Origin of the sequence: Rhizobium sp. PRIMUS64 (assembly GCF_023006465.1) — a bacterium.
In the GTDB taxonomy this organism is placed as follows: Bacteria; Pseudomonadota; Alphaproteobacteria; order Rhizobiales; family Rhizobiaceae; genus Rhizobium; species Rhizobium leguminosarum.
The window spans coordinates 1-15,779 of record NZ_JALBGX010000017.1 but is presented as its reverse complement, the minus strand read 5'-3'; the positions used below and the strand labels follow the sequence as shown (position 1 = coordinate 15,779).

The 15,779-nt window shown below is 59.4% G+C and carries 14 protein-coding genes and 2 pseudogenes; 8 read left to right on the top strand and 8 right to left on the bottom strand.

Going from position 1 to position 15,779, the window contains the following annotated elements:
- Positions 1-31 precede the first annotated feature (31 nt).
- Both MOV76_RS09735 and MOV76_RS09730 read right to left on the bottom strand, forming a co-directional pair.
- Entirely contained in the window at positions 32-823 is a 792-nt protein-coding gene (locus tag MOV76_RS09735) for a metallophosphoesterase family protein (protein ID WP_018243224.1), read from the bottom strand.
- 73 nt (positions 824-896) lie between these two features.
- Positions 897-1,321 (bottom strand): annotated as a pseudogene (locus tag MOV76_RS09730) (TolC family protein); the annotation flags it as partial.
- A 353-nt stretch (positions 1,322-1,674) separates the two neighbouring features.
- Between MOV76_RS09730 and MOV76_RS09725 the strand changes: the two are divergent.
- Positions 1,675-1,917 (top strand): KTSC domain-containing protein, encoded by a 243-nt coding sequence (locus tag MOV76_RS09725; RefSeq protein WP_012758625.1) that lies wholly within the window; start codon positions 1,675-1,677, stop codon positions 1,915-1,917.
- Between the two features lie 101 nt (positions 1,918-2,018).
- Here the strand turns inward: MOV76_RS09725 and MOV76_RS09720 are convergent, their stop codons facing one another.
- From MOV76_RS09720 to ung, 3 genes are all read right to left on the bottom strand, one after another.
- Entirely contained in the window at positions 2,019-2,624 is a 606-nt protein-coding gene (locus tag MOV76_RS09720) for an alpha/beta hydrolase (RefSeq protein WP_018243225.1), read from the bottom strand.
- Between the two features lie 11 nt (positions 2,625-2,635).
- Positions 2,636-3,568, bottom strand: a complete 933-nt coding sequence (locus MOV76_RS09715) for a VOC family protein (RefSeq protein WP_247264424.1) — start codon at positions 3,566-3,568, stop codon at positions 2,636-2,638.
- A 240-nt stretch (positions 3,569-3,808) separates the two neighbouring features.
- The gene (gene ung, locus MOV76_RS09710; RefSeq protein WP_247264423.1) at positions 3,809-4,510 is read right to left on the bottom strand and encodes a uracil-DNA glycosylase; all 702 of its coding nucleotides are present in this window, start codon (positions 4,508-4,510) and stop codon (positions 3,809-3,811) included.
- A gap of 239 nt (positions 4,511-4,749) precedes the next feature.
- Between ung and MOV76_RS09705 the strand changes: the two are divergent.
- The 3 genes and pseudogenes from MOV76_RS09705 to MOV76_RS09695 all read left to right on the top strand — a co-directional run.
- Positions 4,750-6,171 (top strand): annotated as a pseudogene (locus tag MOV76_RS09705) (phosphomannomutase); the annotation flags it as partial.
- Between the two features lie 42 nt (positions 6,172-6,213).
- On the top strand, positions 6,214-7,641 hold the full coding sequence (locus MOV76_RS09700; RefSeq protein WP_018245172.1) for a mannose-1-phosphate guanylyltransferase/mannose-6-phosphate isomerase: 1,428 nt from the start codon (positions 6,214-6,216) through the stop codon (positions 7,639-7,641).
- Between the two features lie 119 nt (positions 7,642-7,760).
- On the top strand, positions 7,761-8,066 hold the full coding sequence (locus MOV76_RS09695; RefSeq protein WP_026188498.1) for a hypothetical protein: 306 nt from the start codon (positions 7,761-7,763) through the stop codon (positions 8,064-8,066).
- A gap of 37 nt (positions 8,067-8,103) precedes the next feature.
- On the opposite strand, the gene MOV76_RS09690 is transcribed toward MOV76_RS09695, so the two are convergent.
- Complete coding sequence (locus tag MOV76_RS09690) at positions 8,104-9,060, bottom strand: endonuclease/exonuclease/phosphatase family protein (protein WP_247264422.1); 957 nt, start codon at positions 9,058-9,060, stop codon at positions 8,104-8,106.
- 281 nt (positions 9,061-9,341) lie between these two features.
- Here MOV76_RS09690 and MOV76_RS09685 point away from each other — a divergent pair, with 281 nt between their 5' ends.
- The gene (locus MOV76_RS09685; RefSeq protein WP_113542522.1) at positions 9,342-10,358 is read left to right on the top strand and encodes an NAD-dependent epimerase/dehydratase family protein; all 1,017 of its coding nucleotides are present in this window, start codon (positions 9,342-9,344) and stop codon (positions 10,356-10,358) included.
- A 133-nt stretch (positions 10,359-10,491) separates the two neighbouring features.
- On the opposite strand, the gene MOV76_RS09680 is transcribed toward MOV76_RS09685, so the two are convergent.
- Both MOV76_RS09680 and MOV76_RS09675 read right to left on the bottom strand, forming a co-directional pair.
- Positions 10,492-10,806, bottom strand: coding sequence for a hypothetical protein (locus MOV76_RS09680; protein ID WP_028733309.1), 315 nt, complete (start codon positions 10,804-10,806; stop codon positions 10,492-10,494).
- A 265-nt stretch (positions 10,807-11,071) separates the two neighbouring features.
- A complete protein-coding gene (locus tag MOV76_RS09675; RefSeq protein ID WP_018243232.1) occupies positions 11,072-11,224 on the bottom strand; it encodes a hypothetical protein in 153 nt (50 codons plus the stop codon).
- Positions 11,225-11,741: 517 nt separating this feature from the next.
- On the opposite strand from MOV76_RS09675, the gene MOV76_RS09670 reads away from it, so the two are divergent.
- The 3 genes from MOV76_RS09670 (at position 11,742) to hlyD (ending at position 15,705) form a co-directional block, all read left to right on the top strand.
- A complete protein-coding gene (locus tag MOV76_RS09670; RefSeq protein WP_247264421.1) occupies positions 11,742-13,832 on the top strand; it encodes a phospholipase D-like domain-containing protein in 2,091 nt (696 codons plus the stop codon).
- 161 nt (positions 13,833-13,993) lie between these two features.
- A complete protein-coding gene (locus MOV76_RS09665) occupies positions 13,994-14,695 on the top strand; it encodes a CerR family C-terminal domain-containing protein (RefSeq protein ID WP_247264420.1) in 702 nt (233 codons plus the stop codon).
- Entirely contained in the window at positions 14,692-15,705 is a 1,014-nt protein-coding gene (gene hlyD, locus MOV76_RS09660; RefSeq protein ID WP_247264419.1) for a secretion protein HlyD, read from the top strand. The genes MOV76_RS09665 and hlyD overlap by 4 nt, the downstream gene beginning before the upstream one ends.
- Positions 15,706-15,779 lie beyond the last annotated feature (74 nt).

Here is a 15,779-nt window from a genome sequence, read left to right as displayed (position 1 = left end):
AATTCGATTCCGATTTTTGGGAAGCAGGTCGCTAGAGGATCCCGACCCGTGTTCCCTTTATCGTCAGCACGGTCAGCCGGCCCGTCGCCGAAACCGCAGTGTCGATACCGATCCGTTGCGGCCCGAATGTCGGGGTTCGCGCCGGGGTATGCCCGTGGATCACGAGGACAGGAAGCTGCGGTCCTTCATCCAGGAAGGGCTGACGGATCCACATGAGGTCGCTGTCTTTCTGCTTTTTGAGGTCGATGCCCGGCTTGATGCCCGCATGAACAAAGAGAACCCTTCCTATCCGCAGCATGATCGGCAGCGATTCCAGGAATTGGATATGTCGTTCGGGTATCATGTTGCGAATGACGCGGGCAATTGTTTCGTTTCCAGCCGCCGACTGCAGCAGATGCTCGATATCGATACCGTATGAGTGCAGCGTCTCCGGTCCGGCAAAGCCGAGCCATTCGAGAATGCGCGCCGGTTTGCGATAGAGCTTCACCAGCTCCGCGTCGTGATTGCCGCACAGGACGAAACGTTGAAATCCCGGCGGCGGGGTCTTGCTCAGGAACTCCAGCACCGCGCTCGAATCAGGCCCGCGATCGACATAATCGCCGAGCATGACGATGAGTTTCGGTCCCGGAATGCGCGCGGCATCCTCCTCGATGCGGCGTTGCGCCTTGACGAGCTCATTATAACATCCGTGAACATCGCTCATCGCGTAGACCGCAGCGAATTCGCCTTCGGCAAACGTCAACCGAGCGCGTCCTTTGCGGTTGCCAGCCAATATCGGTATCTGTTGTCGCCACGGCCCTAGATAGTTAAACATGTAACCCATTTATGAGACCCGACCGAATGGTGGGTTGTCTGAAATAATCCATCTCTTATCCATCGCTGCAACGGCATGAGGCTCAGTATTCCATAAGAAGTTGGCCTGATCGCGGCCCCACCGAAGTTGTAACCGGAACCACCACATTGGTGGCGACATAGTTCTTCGCCATTTGCTGCGCCGCTTGCGCCACGTTCGCCTGGCCGGTCGCCACCGAACGCTGCGCATCCAGCACATCAAGCAAGGATGATTGTCCATCCTTGTAGCTCCCGATTGAAAGCGCAAGAGTCTCCTGCGTGGTCTTCACCTGAGCGCGCTGCGCCTGAACGGTTTGTGTGTCGCGGTGAACGGACGACAATGCCTTCTCGACCTCTTCGATGGCTGTCAGAACGCTTTGCTGCCACGCGAGATACTGCATCTTCGAATCGGATCTCGTAATCTCCACATTCGCGCGCAGCCGTCCGCCATTGAAAATCGGCAGGGTGGTCCGAACGACCAGGTGGTCAGGGCCGCTCACGCAACTCGCCAACGAAAGTAAGCCGACTGTCGCGAGAAACGGCCATTTGTAATCATTCATACTTGGGAGGGTGCTGCGGTTAATATTACGCTATAATTTGCTATATGATGGTTAATCCGGCGTTAAACCGGCGATTATTGCGTTTCTCGCGACTTTATCGGCCAATATTCCCCAAATGGAGGAGGCGCAGGTATCGGATATCCACAGGCAAGGCGTCCGAAAAAGCTGTAAAAATCAACTATAACGAGAGCCATCAGGAAAAAATAAACGTTAAAGAAGATCATGCTTGACGCCCCCGCGGCGCAGCATAATGATGGCGCGTTGCGAGTGTGAATGACATTTCTTGATCAGGAATCTCAGATCCAAAACTGCGGGGTGCAAAGTGGAAACTGCGGTTGATTCGAAACTTATCGAGGCGATCACCTACGACGAAGACAGCCGGCATCTACGGGTCTATCTGACCAATGGTCAGAGGCGAGAATATGAAGGCGTTCCCAAGGGCGTCGTCGTCGGGTTGACGATGGCGGAATCACCGGGAAATTTCTACATGAAGGCAATCAGGGGCAAATATCCTCCTCGCCCCTAATATCCTATCGATCACGACGATAGGATCCTTGTTCCAGCAAAGATGCGGGACCGGCATTCCCGGTCCCGCAATCGTTTTCCCGCCGAGCGGCGGTGCACGCGTCAATAACCGCCGAGGAAATCGCGAACCGCATCGATCTCGAGCGGCGCAATCTCGTGACCGCCGGGATGCCAGACCGTTCTGACCTCCGCCCCTCGGTTTTTCAGATGTTCGGACAGCGCCTCGGTCATGGAAACAGGCGCGATCGGGTCTCGCTGCCCGGCCGTCATCAGCACCTTTCTTCCCGCCAGCGTCGACTGGGCTTCGGGTTGAAACGGAATGAGCGGGTGCATCAGAACCGCGGCATCGAAGATACCCTTCTCGATCAGCACATTGGCAAGAATGTTTGCGCCATTCGAAAAACCCAGGCCGAGAATATCGGAAGCCTGGTACTCGTCCGCGAATGCCTTGACGTAGGCCGCCATCTTCTCCGTCGCCCGGGAAAGGTCGGCCATGTCGTAGACCCCCTCCCCGGTGCGGCGGAAGAACCGCGCCGCGCCATGTTCAGAAACGTCGCCGCGCGGCGAGAGAATCGTCGCTTCGGGCAGCAGGCGCCGACCGAAGTCGAAAAACTGGTTCTCGTCGCCACCGGTGCCGTGCAGTAGCAGCAGGATGGGTTTATCAGGTGCGCCGGCATGCAGCCGGTGCACATATCCAGTTTCGGTCATATCGCCTCTCCCTATGCTTCGAGCGGCTGCAGGTGCTGTTCGAGCAGCGCGCGAAGATGGGCGTGTTGCTGCGGCAATTTCAGTGCTTCGCCGAGATGGGCCGTATCCTCGTCACGGTCGAAGCCGGGCTCATTGGTCGCGACCTCGAACAGCACGCCGCCCGGCGTGCGGAAATAGATCGCCCAGAAATAATCGCGGTCGATCACCGGCGTGACCTGATAGCCGGTGTCCATCAGCGCCTTGCGCACTTCGAGCTGCTTCTCGCGGTTTTCGACGGCAAAGGCGACATGGTGGACCGAGCCGGCGCCGGGAAGCGCGCGGGCAATGTTCGGCATCGTCTCGAGATCGATGCGATGCGCCCCATTGCCGGAGGGCATGATCAGCCGCTTGACGCCGTCCCTTTCCTCGGCAACTTCATAGCCCATGAACTTCAGCAGTTCGGCCGTGGCGCCCTCGTCCCTCAGCCGCATGGCGACGGAGTGGAAGCCGCGAATGGCATGGTCCTCGCTGATGCCGCCATGTGTCCAGGCCTGACGGGCGTCATCCTTGACCTCGACGAGCGCAAAGCCGTCGCCATCGGGCCCGGAGAAGTTCAGCCGCTTTTCGCCGAAACTTTCCTCGGCCTTCAGGCCGCCGACACCAAGCATGGCAAACCGATCGCTCCAGAAGCCGATCGAGCCCTGCGGAACAGAAAACACCGTCGTGCCGACTTCGCCGGCACCGGGACGGCCCTGCGCCATCTTCGGGAACGGGAAATAGGTCATGACCGTGCCGGGCGCACCGGTCTCGTCACCATAATAGAGGTGATAGACATCAGGCGCGTCGAAGTTCACCGTCTTCTTGACGCGGCGCAGGCCGAGCGCATTGGTGAAAAACTGGTTGTTGGTGCGGGCGTCCTCCGCCATCGACGTGACGTGGTGCAGACCCTTGATCTGATCGAGCATGTGAAACCCCTTTCATGCCCGCCGTTGCGGGCTTTCGATGAGGCTAAGATGCGCGCTGAAGCGCCCACAGAACAGACCCGCAGACCAAAACGCATTGTCTTCTTTTAGTGAACGAACACCGACTCGCGTTCACATCTAAAGCATGTCGCGCAAAACTGTGCAGCGGTTTATGCGATAACGACATGCGCAAAAACAAAGAGCTAAAGCGCGAGGAGCGAATCTGAACGATTGCGACGCGCTTTAAGCATCATGGGGATTGGCCGGCAATTGCCAGTCGATCGGCGCGCGCCCGCGCGATTGCAGGAAGGCATTCACCTTCGAAAAATGCCCGCAGCCGAAAAAGCCGTTATGGGCCGAAAGCGGCGAGGGATGCGGCGCCCTGAGCACAAGATGGCGCGTCGTATCGACGAAGGCGGCCTTGCGCTGAGCATAGGAGCCCCAGAGCATGAAGACGACGGATTCGCATTCATCGTTGACCTTGCGGATGACGGCGTCGGTGAAGCGTTCCCACCCCTTGCCCTGATGGGCAGCCGCCTGCCCTTCCTCGACGGTCAGCACGCTGTTCAGCAGAAGCACGCCCTGTCTTGCCCAATGTTCGAGAAAACCGTGACGTGCCGGTGCTATGCCGAGATCCGTCTCCATTTCCTTGTAGATATTGACGAGGGAGGGCGGTATGCGCACGCCCGGCCGGACACTGAAGCACAGCCCATGGGCTTGCCCGAGTCCATGATAGGGATCCTGGCCGAGGATGACGGCCTTGACGTTGGAGATTGGCGTCAGATCAAGAGCGCGGAAATATTCGCTGCCCTTGGGGAATATCCGCTTGCCGACCTGCTTCTGCGCGATGAGGAAGGATTTGAGCTGTTGCATGTAGGGGCTTGAAAACTCCCCCTCCAGCGCAGCCTTCCAGCTCTCCTCGAGACTGACGGATGTATCGCTCATCTAGGAAAATCCTTCGCATAGGACGAAACAACGGACACACGGTTCTAACAAAATCGATCTACGCTGCAATGCCTGCCGGCTCGGCGATAGGTTTACACCTTGAGAATTCGGTGAGCGAGGATTGCGAGAGGCTGTCCGAGGCACCGTCCTCCGTGTTTAACTATATGATGGCTTCGGTATTTACGCCGGCAGGCGGCCTGAGTAGAACCTTGATTGTGAAATCGGAGTCATGTCTTCCTATGAAATTCGGCACGAGCGGCCTTCGCGGACTTTCAGTGGATCTAAAGGGACATGCCTCCGCCCTTTATGCCACAGCGTTCGGCAAATATCTGATCGGAACTGGTAGGGCCAAAGCTGGCGATGCCATTCTGATCGGCCGCGATTTTCGCGATTCTAGCCCTGAAATCTCGGGAAATTGCGCCGATGCACTCGCTGCGCTCGGCTTCCGGATATTCGACTGCGGCAATGTACCGACACCCGCACTCGCCCTCTATGGTCTCGAGAGCAACGCCGCATGCCTGATGATTACGGGCTCGCATATTCCGGCCGACCGCAACGGCATCAAGTTTTATCGCCCGGATGGCGAGATCGACAAATCGGACGAGGCGGCAATTACCGCATTGGCGACAGAGATCGAGCGGACCGGCGAAGCGGTGGTTCAGGCGCCGGCCGGGACGGAGGAGCATGAAGCGATCTGTCGGCAGCTCTTTTTCGAACGCAATGCCGCCCTGCTTCCGCAAGGCGCGCTGTCCGGCCTGAAGATTGGCGTCTACCAGCACAGCACCGTCGCCCGCGACCTGCTGGTTGACGTTCTCGCCCATTACGGCGCCGAGATCACCGCTCTCGGGCGTTCGGAGAGCTTCATTCCCGTCGACACCGAAGCCGTTTCTGACGAGACGATCACGCTGATGAAGCGCTGGGTGTCCGAGCACAGGTTCGATGCGATCGTCTCGACTGATGGCGACGGCGACCGCCCGCTGGTCGCAGACGAAACCGGCACACCGCTGCGCGGTGACCTACTCGGTCTTGTGGCAGCCAATTTCCTCGGCGCCGGCACGGTGGTGACACCGGTTACCTCCAATTCGGGCATCGAGGCCGCGGGCTCTTTCGCCGTCAGGCGCACCCGCGTCGGCTCGCCCTTCGTCATCGCTGGCATGGAAGAGGCCGTAGCGGCCGGCGAAGATCATGTCATGGGCTTTGAAGCCAATGGCGGGCTGCTGACTGCAACCCCATTCGACATCAACGACAGAGCCGTGCGAGCCCTGCCGACGCGCGATTGTTTTATCCCGATGCTCGCGATCCTCTCGCTCGCTGCCATTCGCAGGCAGCCGCTTTCTGCCGTTGCCGCGTCCTATCACCTGCCCTTTGCCGCGGCCGATCGCCTGGAGAATTTTCCGTTGGAGACGAGTGCCGCGCTGATGGCGCATCTGCGCGCTTCGGAAGAAAATCTCTCGGCTTTCCTGCAGCCGATCGGCGAGGTAGCGACAAAATCCGACATCGACGGACTTCGCGTGACGCTAAGGGATGGCGGGATCATTCATTTCCGCCCGTCCGGCAATGCGCCGGAAATGCGCTGCTACACGGAGGCCGGCAGCGAAGCTGCAGCCCGGGACCTGCTGAATGCAGGGCTCAATCGAATAGGAGACTGGGCAGGCGCCCGGCAACATGCGACGAACAAGCCGTTTATTTCAAGGAACCCGCCTATGACGCAGAAAATCATTCCAGTGATCATGGCCGGCGGCAAAGGCACGCGGCTCTGGCCGCTTTCCCGTGCCACCGCACCGAAACAATTCATCCAGTTTGTCGGCGACAAGACGTTGTTTCAGGAAACTCTCGAACGCGTTTCCGATCCCGAACTCTATGAAGCCCCGATCGTCGTCACCAATGAGGAATTCCGCTTCCTAGTCGCCGAACAGGCTCGCGAGCGCGCCATCCCGCTCGCAGCGATCCTGCTCGAACCGGTCGCCCGCAACACAGCCGCAGCGGTGGCCGCCGCGGCAACGCTTGCCGCCGACCTGTTCGGCAAGCACACCATCATCCAGATGCTCGCCTCGGATCACGAGATCCTTGCCGACAAGAGCTATTTCGATTGCATCCGCATCGCCCGCGATGCCGCTGCCGACGGCAAGCTCGTAACCTTCGGCATCACCCCGACGGAGCCGGCGACGGGTTACGGCTATATCGAGATCGGCGATGCCCTCGAAAACGGTGCACACAAGGTCAAGCGGTTTGTCGAAAAGCCGGCACTTGAGAAGGCCGAGCAGATGCTCGCCGACGGCGGCTTCTACTGGAACTCAGGCATCTTCATGTTCCCGGTGCCGGAACTCATCGCCGAACTCCAGGAATATGCGCCCGATGTGCTGAAGGCGGCCAGCAAGGCCGTTTCGAAAGCAAGCCGCGACCTCGATTTCACCCGCCTCGACGCCGACCATTTCGCCAAGAGCCCCGATATCTCCATCGACTATGCGATCATGGAAAAAACGTCCAAGGCCGCAATCGTCCCCTCGCCGTTCAAATGGTCGGACATGGGTAGCTGGGATGCCGTCTGGAAATCAGGCGCACGCGACGAAAACGGCAACGTCGCCGCCGCCAACACCACCGTCGTCAATACCCGCAACTCGCTCGTCATGACCCATGGCGTTCATCTTGCCGTCCAGGGCATGGATGATGTCGCCGTCATCGCCAGCGAAGACGCCGTCTATGTCGGACCGCTCAAAGACAGCCAGAATGTCGGCCAATTGGTCAAGATGCTGGCCTCTACGTCCGCCACGGCGAAATTCGCCGAAACCCATCCGACATCCTATCGCCCTTGGGGCGGCTATACCTCCATCTTCAACGGCGATCGTTTCCAGGTGAAGCGCATCTTCGTCACGCCGGGCAAGAAGCTGTCGCTTCAAAAACACCACCATCGCTCCGAACACTGGGTCGTCGTCAAGGGAACGGCTGAGGTGACGGTCGGCGAGACCGTGCGGATGCTGCGCGAGAACGAAAGCGTCTATATTCCGCTTGGAGAAGTCCACCGCCTCGCCAACCCCGGCAAGATTCTTCTCGAGCTCATCGAGGTTCAGACGGGCTCCTATCTCGGCGAGGACGACATCATCCGCATCGTCGATGAGTTCGGAAGAACGTAAAATCGCAGCCGGAGCGATGGTCGGGCCTTTTCCGGCGCAACCATCCTCACTGTTGAATTTCCTCTTGGGGTTCTCGTAGAATGGATGTACCGACAGACATGACCGGAGATATCCCCCTGATGCGTACCTTGCCCGTCCTCGCCGGATTTCTTGCAATCATGGTGCCGGGAATGGCGTTTGCCGAAACGGCAAGCATGCGAACCGCAAGCGAGTCGGAAATTCGCCAGCACCTGCCCGGTACATCCGAATTGAAAGAAGGCAAGAACGGCTACGAATATCGCGACGGCAATAAGAATGGCTACAAGATAACCAATGGCCAAGTGTGCGTCCTGTTCCCGAGCAAGAAGACCGATTGCGTCAACGTGAAGACCGACGGCAAGACGTTTCAGATGATCGACAAAAAAGGCGGCCGAACCAGATTCTGATTTGTAGGCTCGGCAAGATTTCCTTGCCCAGGCAAAGTCATTTTGCCGGTGAAGTTTCGCCGTCCTTGTCGAGAACGAAGTCGGCGACCAGGCCCGAATGGTTCGAGCCGAGATTATCATTGAGACGTTTCAGCGATGTCAGATGAAGCGGCGCGCGCGCAAATATGTGGTCGATGGCGATCCCGAGCGCGCCGGCGCCGATCGGCCATGTTGCCGGTTCTGGCGTGATCGTTTTCAGCTTCTGCTCACGCAGGAAAGCTTGGATGCTCGGGGCGATCGCCGAGGAGTTGAAATCACCTGACAGCACCAGAGGGCCGTCGATCGAGCCGAGCGCTTTGGCGAGATCTTCCAATTCAGCCATCTGGAAATCGTCGAAATATGGTTTGGTCAGGTGCGCTGAAACCAGATTGATAGTCTCGCCGCCGAAATCGACGCTTGCTATAACAAGCCTGTTTTTTCGCAGACTGCCCATACTTGCGACCTGCCGGCTGACGAACGGGCGTTTGGAGAGCACCAGCGTATCGCATGTATCCTTCCCGGCATCGCAACCGATATGGTAGGGATAGGCCTTGAACAATTGCTGCAGGTGGAACGTCAGCGGCTTGGCTTCGAGCAGATTGACGACATCGGCATTCGACGCGATCACCATGTCGGTGATTTCAGTCGAGTTTTTCCAGTTATCGATCGCGATGTTGAACGACATCAGACGAAAAAGTGGCGGCTTTTTCATCGCTCTGTCGTCCTGCGAGAACTCGCCCAGCATGATGACGCCGTGAGCGGCGAGAAAAAGCGAGGCAAGCAGAAGGATAAAGCCGTAAATCTGCCTTTTGATGCCCAGAACGACGAGACTGGCGGCGACGAACACGACGCCGAGGTGAACCTGAAAGCTGTAGACGAAGGACAGAAGCCAGAAGTTCGTGACATAGCGTAACGACACGATCGCGATGGCAACGGTCAGAAACGCGCAGAGAATCCAATAAATTATATCTCTCATCGATCCTGACCTGCTTCCAGACGACCGGCCGGCCATAACATGCAAGCAATCATGTTGCAATGCAGCATAGCGGCCGAGAGCCGCGGCTGATCGGCAGACGATATCGATGGTCTCGCCCTCATCCGGCAAGGCAGCGGCCGACAGGCCGCCGACAGTAGAGACAGCGCTGTGACCTTCTCTTTCAAAGACCTATCGACTCGGCCTCTTTTTATCTTGTAAGTGGGGTCACTTGATACGGAATCGGCTCTTTGCCGCCGGCAGGGAGCCGAGAAAAGGTGGGAATGCGCTACTTCATTACAGGGACTGCCGGCTTTATCGGTTTTCATCTGGCCAGGCGCCTGCTGCAAGAAGGGCATGACGTCACAGGCTTCGATGGCCTCACTCCCTATTACAACGTCAAGCTCAAGGAGATGCGCCATGCGGCACTCTCCCAGTTTCCGACCTTCAAACCCGTCATCGCGATGCTCGAGGACCGCCCAGCCCTGGAAGCGGCCGTTCTGGAAGCCAAGCCCGACATTCTGATCCACCTCGCCGCACAGGCCGGCGTGCGCTACAGCCTGGAAAATCCAGAGGCCTATCTTCGTTCGAACGTCGAAGGCTCGTGGAACATCATGGAAATCGCGCGGCGCGTCGAAATCCGCCATCTGATGCTGGCCTCGACATCATCGATCTATGGCGCCAATGCGACCGTCCCCTTTCGCGAGACCGATCGCGCCGACGAGCCGCTGACCATCTATGCTGCGACCAAGAAATCGATGGAGCTGATGGCGCATAGCTATGCCCATCTTCACAAGATTCCAACTACGGCATTTCGTTTCTTCACCGTGTATGGTCCGTGGGGCCGGCCCGACATGGCGCTGTTCAAATTCACCAAGAACATGCTTGAAGGCCAACCGATCGAGATCTACGGCGAAGGCAAGATGAGCCGTGACTTCACCTATATCGACGATCTTATTGAAGCGATCGTCAGACTGTCGGCAATCGGCCCGAGTGAGGAAAACCGTCTCGACGACGCGGCTGTCGAAACGCTTTCGCGCCAGGCGCCCTTTCGCGTCGTCAATATTGGCGGAGGCCAGCCGGTCAGCCTGATGGATTTCGTCGAAACGGTAGAAAAGGCGCTCGGCCGTCCTGCCATCCGCAAGATGCTGGCGATGCAAAAGGGTGATGTGCCGCGTACCTTCGCCGCCCCCGATCTGCTCGTCGCACTGACGGGCTACAAGCCCGATACGACCTTGGAGGTCGGCGTCAAGGCCTTCGTCGACTGGTATCTCGACGTGCGCGGTGAGCTCGACACCTAGAGCATTTCCGTTTTTCTTCGAATCACGGAAATGCTCTATCTCTCTGTTTTCACGCAACCGCTGCGCACTTTTGCTGAAATTGCTCTAGGTGCGGACGATCGTAGGTCGGATCGGCCTAAGTTCTGGCTAAGTGTCAGCGAAGAAACGCAACTGCCTGCACGGCCTCGACCGCCGTCGAAAACACGTAACCGACGACAACGGTGAGGCTCTGCGAATAGGTCTTGAGCCGGGAGCCCTCGCCCTCGACGGTCGCGGGGCTGCGCAGGACGAAAGGAACGCCAGGGCGCACGAAACCGGCGCGTGTCGTCAACGGAACCTCGGGTGAATGGCCGATGGCGGAGGTGTACATCAGATCGCGGGCAAGGCTGGCTGGACCGATGGCGAAGGCCGGCTCGGCAGCGGCGGCGATGGTCAGAGTCAAGGCGATGGCGGCAAGAGTTCTGTGCATGTCGAAGTCCCCGTTTGCTGATCGGCGGGCTTTCGGTTTGCCCGGCTCCAAACGATCGATGCGTCTGTCCACGCCTCGGTCGCTTTCATGAGGCCACTCTACACATCAGTATTTTCAGGGCTTTTAAGCGGATCGGTCAAATTTTACGAAATTTGACTTTCTGTCCGGAAGGGCTCGGGACGCACAAGGAAAAATGTCTGCTGGCCTGCAGGCCAACAACGCAACATCAGAAAACGTGTTGATGACCTGGACGCTGCATCGCAGTCTACAGAATGCGATCCAGCTTCTTGTTGAGGTGCAGGTTCGGCATCAATCCTGCGCTTTGCGCGGCATGATAGGATTCTCGCGCCGCATCGAACGAGATCGACCACATGATGGCGCTGAGCAGCAGCGCGATGATATAAATCTGAATACGCATCGAACCGGCGATACGGAAAGAGCAAGGCAGTTTTGTGTCAAAACATAGCCACAGGAATCACAAAAAGTGGCACTTCTTTATTTCGCAGCCGGCAGGCGCCAGACACATTAGTGTCGTGAAAATTAGCGATATTGTATCGCTACCTGTTAGCAGCCGACCCCGAGGCTTGGTTCCTCTTCCCACCCCGAGAACCCTGAGAGGTCCGTTCTCCACGGGCCTCTTTGCCTTCTTTCCGGAACAGCTGAGATCGCCAGATCCGATAGACGCTGAACCGCGCATCTCGATCCCAATCAGGCACGCGTCCCGCCATGAGCGATGTCACGTTACTTTAGTATCGTTAGCCTATATGTGTTGAAATGGACTCAACCGACGATAGAGTTGGTTCACTCGAGATCTGGGGTGCGCATGCCTGCAGAGCCAATTGCCCCGGCAACGGGTGGCATGGCAGGCGCATGCGATCTTCATCGTCATGGCGGATGCAATCGTGGTCTGAGCAAACAACGGGCGGGAGGCAGGCATGGGAAGGATTACCAAGGCAGGCGCATGGTGCAACGGCGAGGTCGCCTACCTCGCCTGGATGGCTGACGGCCCGATTGCCGATTGCCTCGGCTTCATGATCACCCGCGTACACGAGACCGGGCCGGAGGCCGGAGCCCGGCGCATCCTGCCGACCTGGATCGCTTTTACCGACCAGTCGAATCCAGACTGGCTGGAGCAGGACAGTTCGGTCTGGCCGATCCAGCAATATCAATGGCGCGACCTGACACTGCGCCGCTCCCGCGACGAGGCGACCGTTCGGCCGATCGATTTCAGGATTCACTATGAAATTACGCCGGTCGGCCTTGCAGGCCCCGGCCGGAAACCGGTTCCCGCCTCCGACACCGCCCCCTATCGCGACGAAAACGGCAAGCCGCGTTATGTGGGGCCGCCACGGCCACTCTTTTTGCTGGACGAACCCTTCAAGACCGAGAGCATCGACGTCACCCATGATTTCCCGGGCGGCGGCGCCATCAAGGCGACCTATACCAACGGCATCCTTTCGACGCAGAACCTGCTGCGCCAGCTGGAAAAGGTCCAGGGCGTCAAGCCGCAGAATATTGCCCCCGGCCCGGCGATGCGCATTACCGAAGGCCTGCTGAAGACGCTGAAGGCCCACATCCCGAAAAAGGGCGATCCAATCCGCCTGTTCCTGACCGCCGATGTGCTGAGCTTCCTGACGATGCTGATCGACCGCGCCGAGACGGGCAACGGCGAGCTCTATCTCGCGCTCTACGAGCTGCACGATCCCGAACTGATCGAGCGGCTGACGGCACTGGTCAAGGCCGGCAAGGCGCATGTGATCCTTTCCACCTCGGGCTCGACCGATCTCAACAAGAAGGGCGACCCGCTGCCGAGGAAACCGGTCGTCTGGGATACCGGCAACAATGATGCACGCATCGGCCTCCATGCCGCTGCTCCCGCGGCAGAGCGCATGCAGGATCGCCTCTTCAACAACAACAGCCATATCGGCCACAACAAGTTCGCCGTCTATGTCGAGGGTGGCGTCGCGCGAGCCGTGATGACCGGCAGCACCAACTGGACCGAAACCGGCCTCTGCACCCAGTCGAACAACGTCATCCTGATCGAGGACAAGAATGTCGCCGCCCGTTTCCTCGCCTATTGGAAGCTTCTGCGGGACGATCCGCAACCTGTGGGCGTTCCGCTGACCGTTTCCAACCATGGTGAGACCGCCGAGGGCTTTGCCCCGAGCAAGGGCGTGCAGGGCCCCGCCCTGCGCTTGGCGAATGCCGCGCCGACCGGGCCGGTGACGCTGAAGGACGGAAAGACCACCGTCGAAATCCTGTTTTCACCCAACACCAAGGCGCCGAGCAAGAACAAGACTTCACCGACACCCGTCGATCTCAGCCGCGTCTATTCGCTGATGGAGCATGCCGACAGCGCCATCCTGTTCCTCACCTTCTATCCTGGTGTGCGCGGCGAACAGAACGTCATCGGCCAGGCAGCGGAGCTTGCCGTCAAGCGGCCGGACCTGCTCGTCCAGGGCGCGATCAGCAATCCGGCAGCACTGCCGCCGGCAAAACCCGGTGAACCCACAACCTATGTCCATCAGCCGGATGGCGAGGTCAGGGACCTGCCGCAGCGGGCGATCTGGTGGCCGGGCGGCGATACCGGCCGTGTCGTCATGGTGCGCGCAGCGGCCATCTCCGCCCAGTTCGGCGATCTTCGTCCCGAATTGCTGAGCGCCGGCCACGCGATCATCCACGACAAGATCGTCGTCATCGACCCGCTCCATCCTGACAATTGCACTGTCATCACCGGCAGCCACAACTTGGGTTACAAGGCCTCCTACCAGAACGACGAGAACCTGCTGATCGTCCGCGGCAACCAGTCGCTTGCCGTCGCCTATGCGATCCACATTCTCGACGTCTATGACCACTATGTCCTGCGCGCCAAGCTGCAGGAGGAATTGCGCCAGTCGTTGATTGCCACGGGCCGGCCGCCCAAGGCGGAATCGGGTGGCTTCCTCAACGCCAAGGCAAGCTGGCAGGGGCGTTGGTTTGCCCCTGCCAAGGCTCCGTCGAGCCGAGATTACTTCCTAGGCCTCTGATCGCCACCCAAGCATTGCGCCCATCGAATTGAAGACATCCGGATAGCGGATGCCTTCTTCTGGTTCTTGCCTTCGCATCAGCGAAGGCATCAGGGATAACAGCCGCCCAAAAAATATATCAATCGATTGACTTATTTTCCTGTCAATGTTATAAAATTGTCATGACCCAAGAACAGGACAACCAGCCACCGGCCTCCGCCCGCGCCGAGATCGCACGCCAGAAGATGCTGTCCGCTGCCCTCGACGTCTTCGGCCGCTATGGCTTCGACGGCGCCTCGACGCGCCAGCTCACGGAAGCGGCCGGCGTCAACCTGCAGGCCATCCCCTATTACTTCGGCAGCAAGGAAGGCCTCTACATCGCCACGGCCGAATATCTGATGATGCGGATCAATACGCATGTCGGTGACATGAGGGCGCGCGTCGGCGCGCATCTGCTGGCGCTCGATGCTGCGGGCAAACCGCTTGGTGAAGCTGAGGCCCGCCATTTCCTGACCGAGATTTTGCAGACCATGGTGACGCTGTTCGTCGGCAGGGAATCCGAATCCTGGGCGCGCTTCCTGATCCGCGAGCAGATGGAACCGACGGAAGCCTTCACACGGGTCTATCAGGGCCTCATGCGGCCGATGATTGAGATGGGCCGGCGGCTGATCGGCGCCATCCTTCATGAGGATCCCGCCTCGGAACATGTGCGCCTGCGCACCTTCACCCTTCTCGGCAGCATCCTCGTCTTTCGCGTTGCCCATGCAGCCGTGCTCGCCCAGATGGAGTGGGATGGCGTCGGCCCCGAACAGGTGGAAACCGTGCGCGGCCTGGCCGCAGAGCTGGTCGATGCCATCGGCCCGCTGAATGGAAGTGCAGCATGAAACGCATCCTTCCCATCGCCATCCTTCTTCTCGTTGCGGCAGGGGCCGCCGCCTGGTGGTACGCCCTGCCCCAAAAGCTCGGCTGGTTGCCAGAGGCCAGCCGCGAATTCGTCCTTTACGGCAATGTCGATATCCGTCAGGTCTCGCTCGGCTTCCGTGTCAGCGGCCGCCTCGCCGAACTCCACGCCGACGAAGGCGACGTCATCAAGAGCGGAGACGTTCTCGCAAAGCTCGATGCAGCTCCTTATGAATTCGCGGTCCGCTCGGGCGAGGCGAATGCCGCAGCCCTTCAGGCGACGCTCGACAAGCTGAAGGCCGGTCCGCGGCCGACCGAGATCGCCCAAGCGCGCGCCGCCTATGACGAAAGTCTCGCCGATCTCCGCAATGCCAACCTCGCCTATGACCGCGCCCGCCAGTTGCGCCCGCAGGGCACAATCTCCGAGGCGAGCCTCGACCAGGCGACTGCCGCAAGGGCGATGGCCGCCGCACGCTCCGATTCCGCCAACGAAGCACTGAAACTGCTGCTGGAAGGCTCCCGTGTTGAGGATATCGCCGCCGCCGACGCCCAGTTGAAGGCGGCTCAGGCAACACTCGCCTCCGCCCGCACTTCGCTCGATGATACCGAGCTGCGCGCCCCGAACGACGGCGTCATCCTCTCGCGCGTGCGGGAAAATGGCGCGATCGTCTCGCCGGCGGACACGGTCTTCGTGTTGTCTCTGACCGAACCTGTCTGGGTGCGCAGCTATGTCGCCGAGCCTGATCTCGGCCGCATCCATCCCGGCATGAAGGTTTCTGTCGCCTCCGATACGTCGCCTGACAAGCCCTATGAAGGCACGATCGGCTTCATCTCGCCGGTCGCCGAGTTCACCCCGAAATCGGTGGAGACGCCGGAGCTTCGGACCGACCTCGTCTATCGCCTGAGGATCGTCATCGACAAGCCCGGCCCAGATCTGCGCCAAGGCATGCCGATCACCGTGCGCTTTCCCACGCCGACAGCGGGCGGACAATGAGCGCCGCCGAGACCGGCCGGGACGACAAGCCGCTCGTCCGGATCGACGGCGTCACCAAGCGCTTCGGCACCGCG

Excerpts from the sequence above, each read along its gene's own strand:
- MOV76_RS09720 (WP_018243225.1), bottom strand. The coding sequence starts at position 2,624 with ATGACCGAAACTGGATATGTGCACCGGCTGCATGCCGGCGCACCTGAT.
- MOV76_RS09670 (WP_247264421.1), top strand. The coding sequence starts at position 11,742 with ATGGGAAGGATTACCAAGGCAGGCGCATGGTGCAACGGCGAGGTCGCC.
- MOV76_RS09685 (WP_113542522.1), top strand. The coding sequence starts at position 9,342 with ATGCGCTACTTCATTACAGGGACTGCCGGCTTTATCGGTTTTCATCTG.
- MOV76_RS09700 (WP_018245172.1), top strand. The coding sequence starts at position 6,214 with ATGACGCAGAAAATCATTCCAGTGATCATGGCCGGCGGCAAAGGCACG.
- MOV76_RS09675 (WP_018243232.1), bottom strand. The coding sequence starts at position 11,224 with ATGCGTATTCAGATTTATATCATCGCGCTGCTGCTCAGCGCCATCATG.
- hlyD (WP_247264419.1), top strand. The coding sequence starts at position 14,692 with ATGAAACGCATCCTTCCCATCGCCATCCTTCTTCTCGTTGCGGCAGGG.
- MOV76_RS09665 (WP_247264420.1), top strand. The coding sequence starts at position 13,994 with ATGACCCAAGAACAGGACAACCAGCCACCGGCCTCCGCCCGCGCCGAG.
- MOV76_RS09695 (WP_026188498.1), top strand. The coding sequence starts at position 7,761 with ATGCGTACCTTGCCCGTCCTCGCCGGATTTCTTGCAATCATGGTGCCG.
- MOV76_RS09680 (WP_028733309.1), bottom strand. The coding sequence starts at position 10,806 with ATGCACAGAACTCTTGCCGCCATCGCCTTGACTCTGACCATCGCCGCC.
- MOV76_RS09690 (WP_247264422.1), bottom strand. The coding sequence starts at position 9,060 with ATGAGAGATATAATTTATTGGATTCTCTGCGCGTTTCTGACCGTTGCC.
- MOV76_RS09715 (WP_247264424.1), bottom strand. The coding sequence starts at position 3,568 with ATGCTCGATCAGATCAAGGGTCTGCACCACGTCACGTCGATGGCGGAG.
- MOV76_RS09735 (WP_018243224.1), bottom strand. The coding sequence starts at position 823 with ATGGGTTACATGTTTAACTATCTAGGGCCGTGGCGACAACAGATACCG.
- ung (WP_247264423.1), bottom strand. The coding sequence starts at position 4,510 with ATGAGCGATACATCCGTCAGTCTCGAGGAGAGCTGGAAGGCTGCGCTG.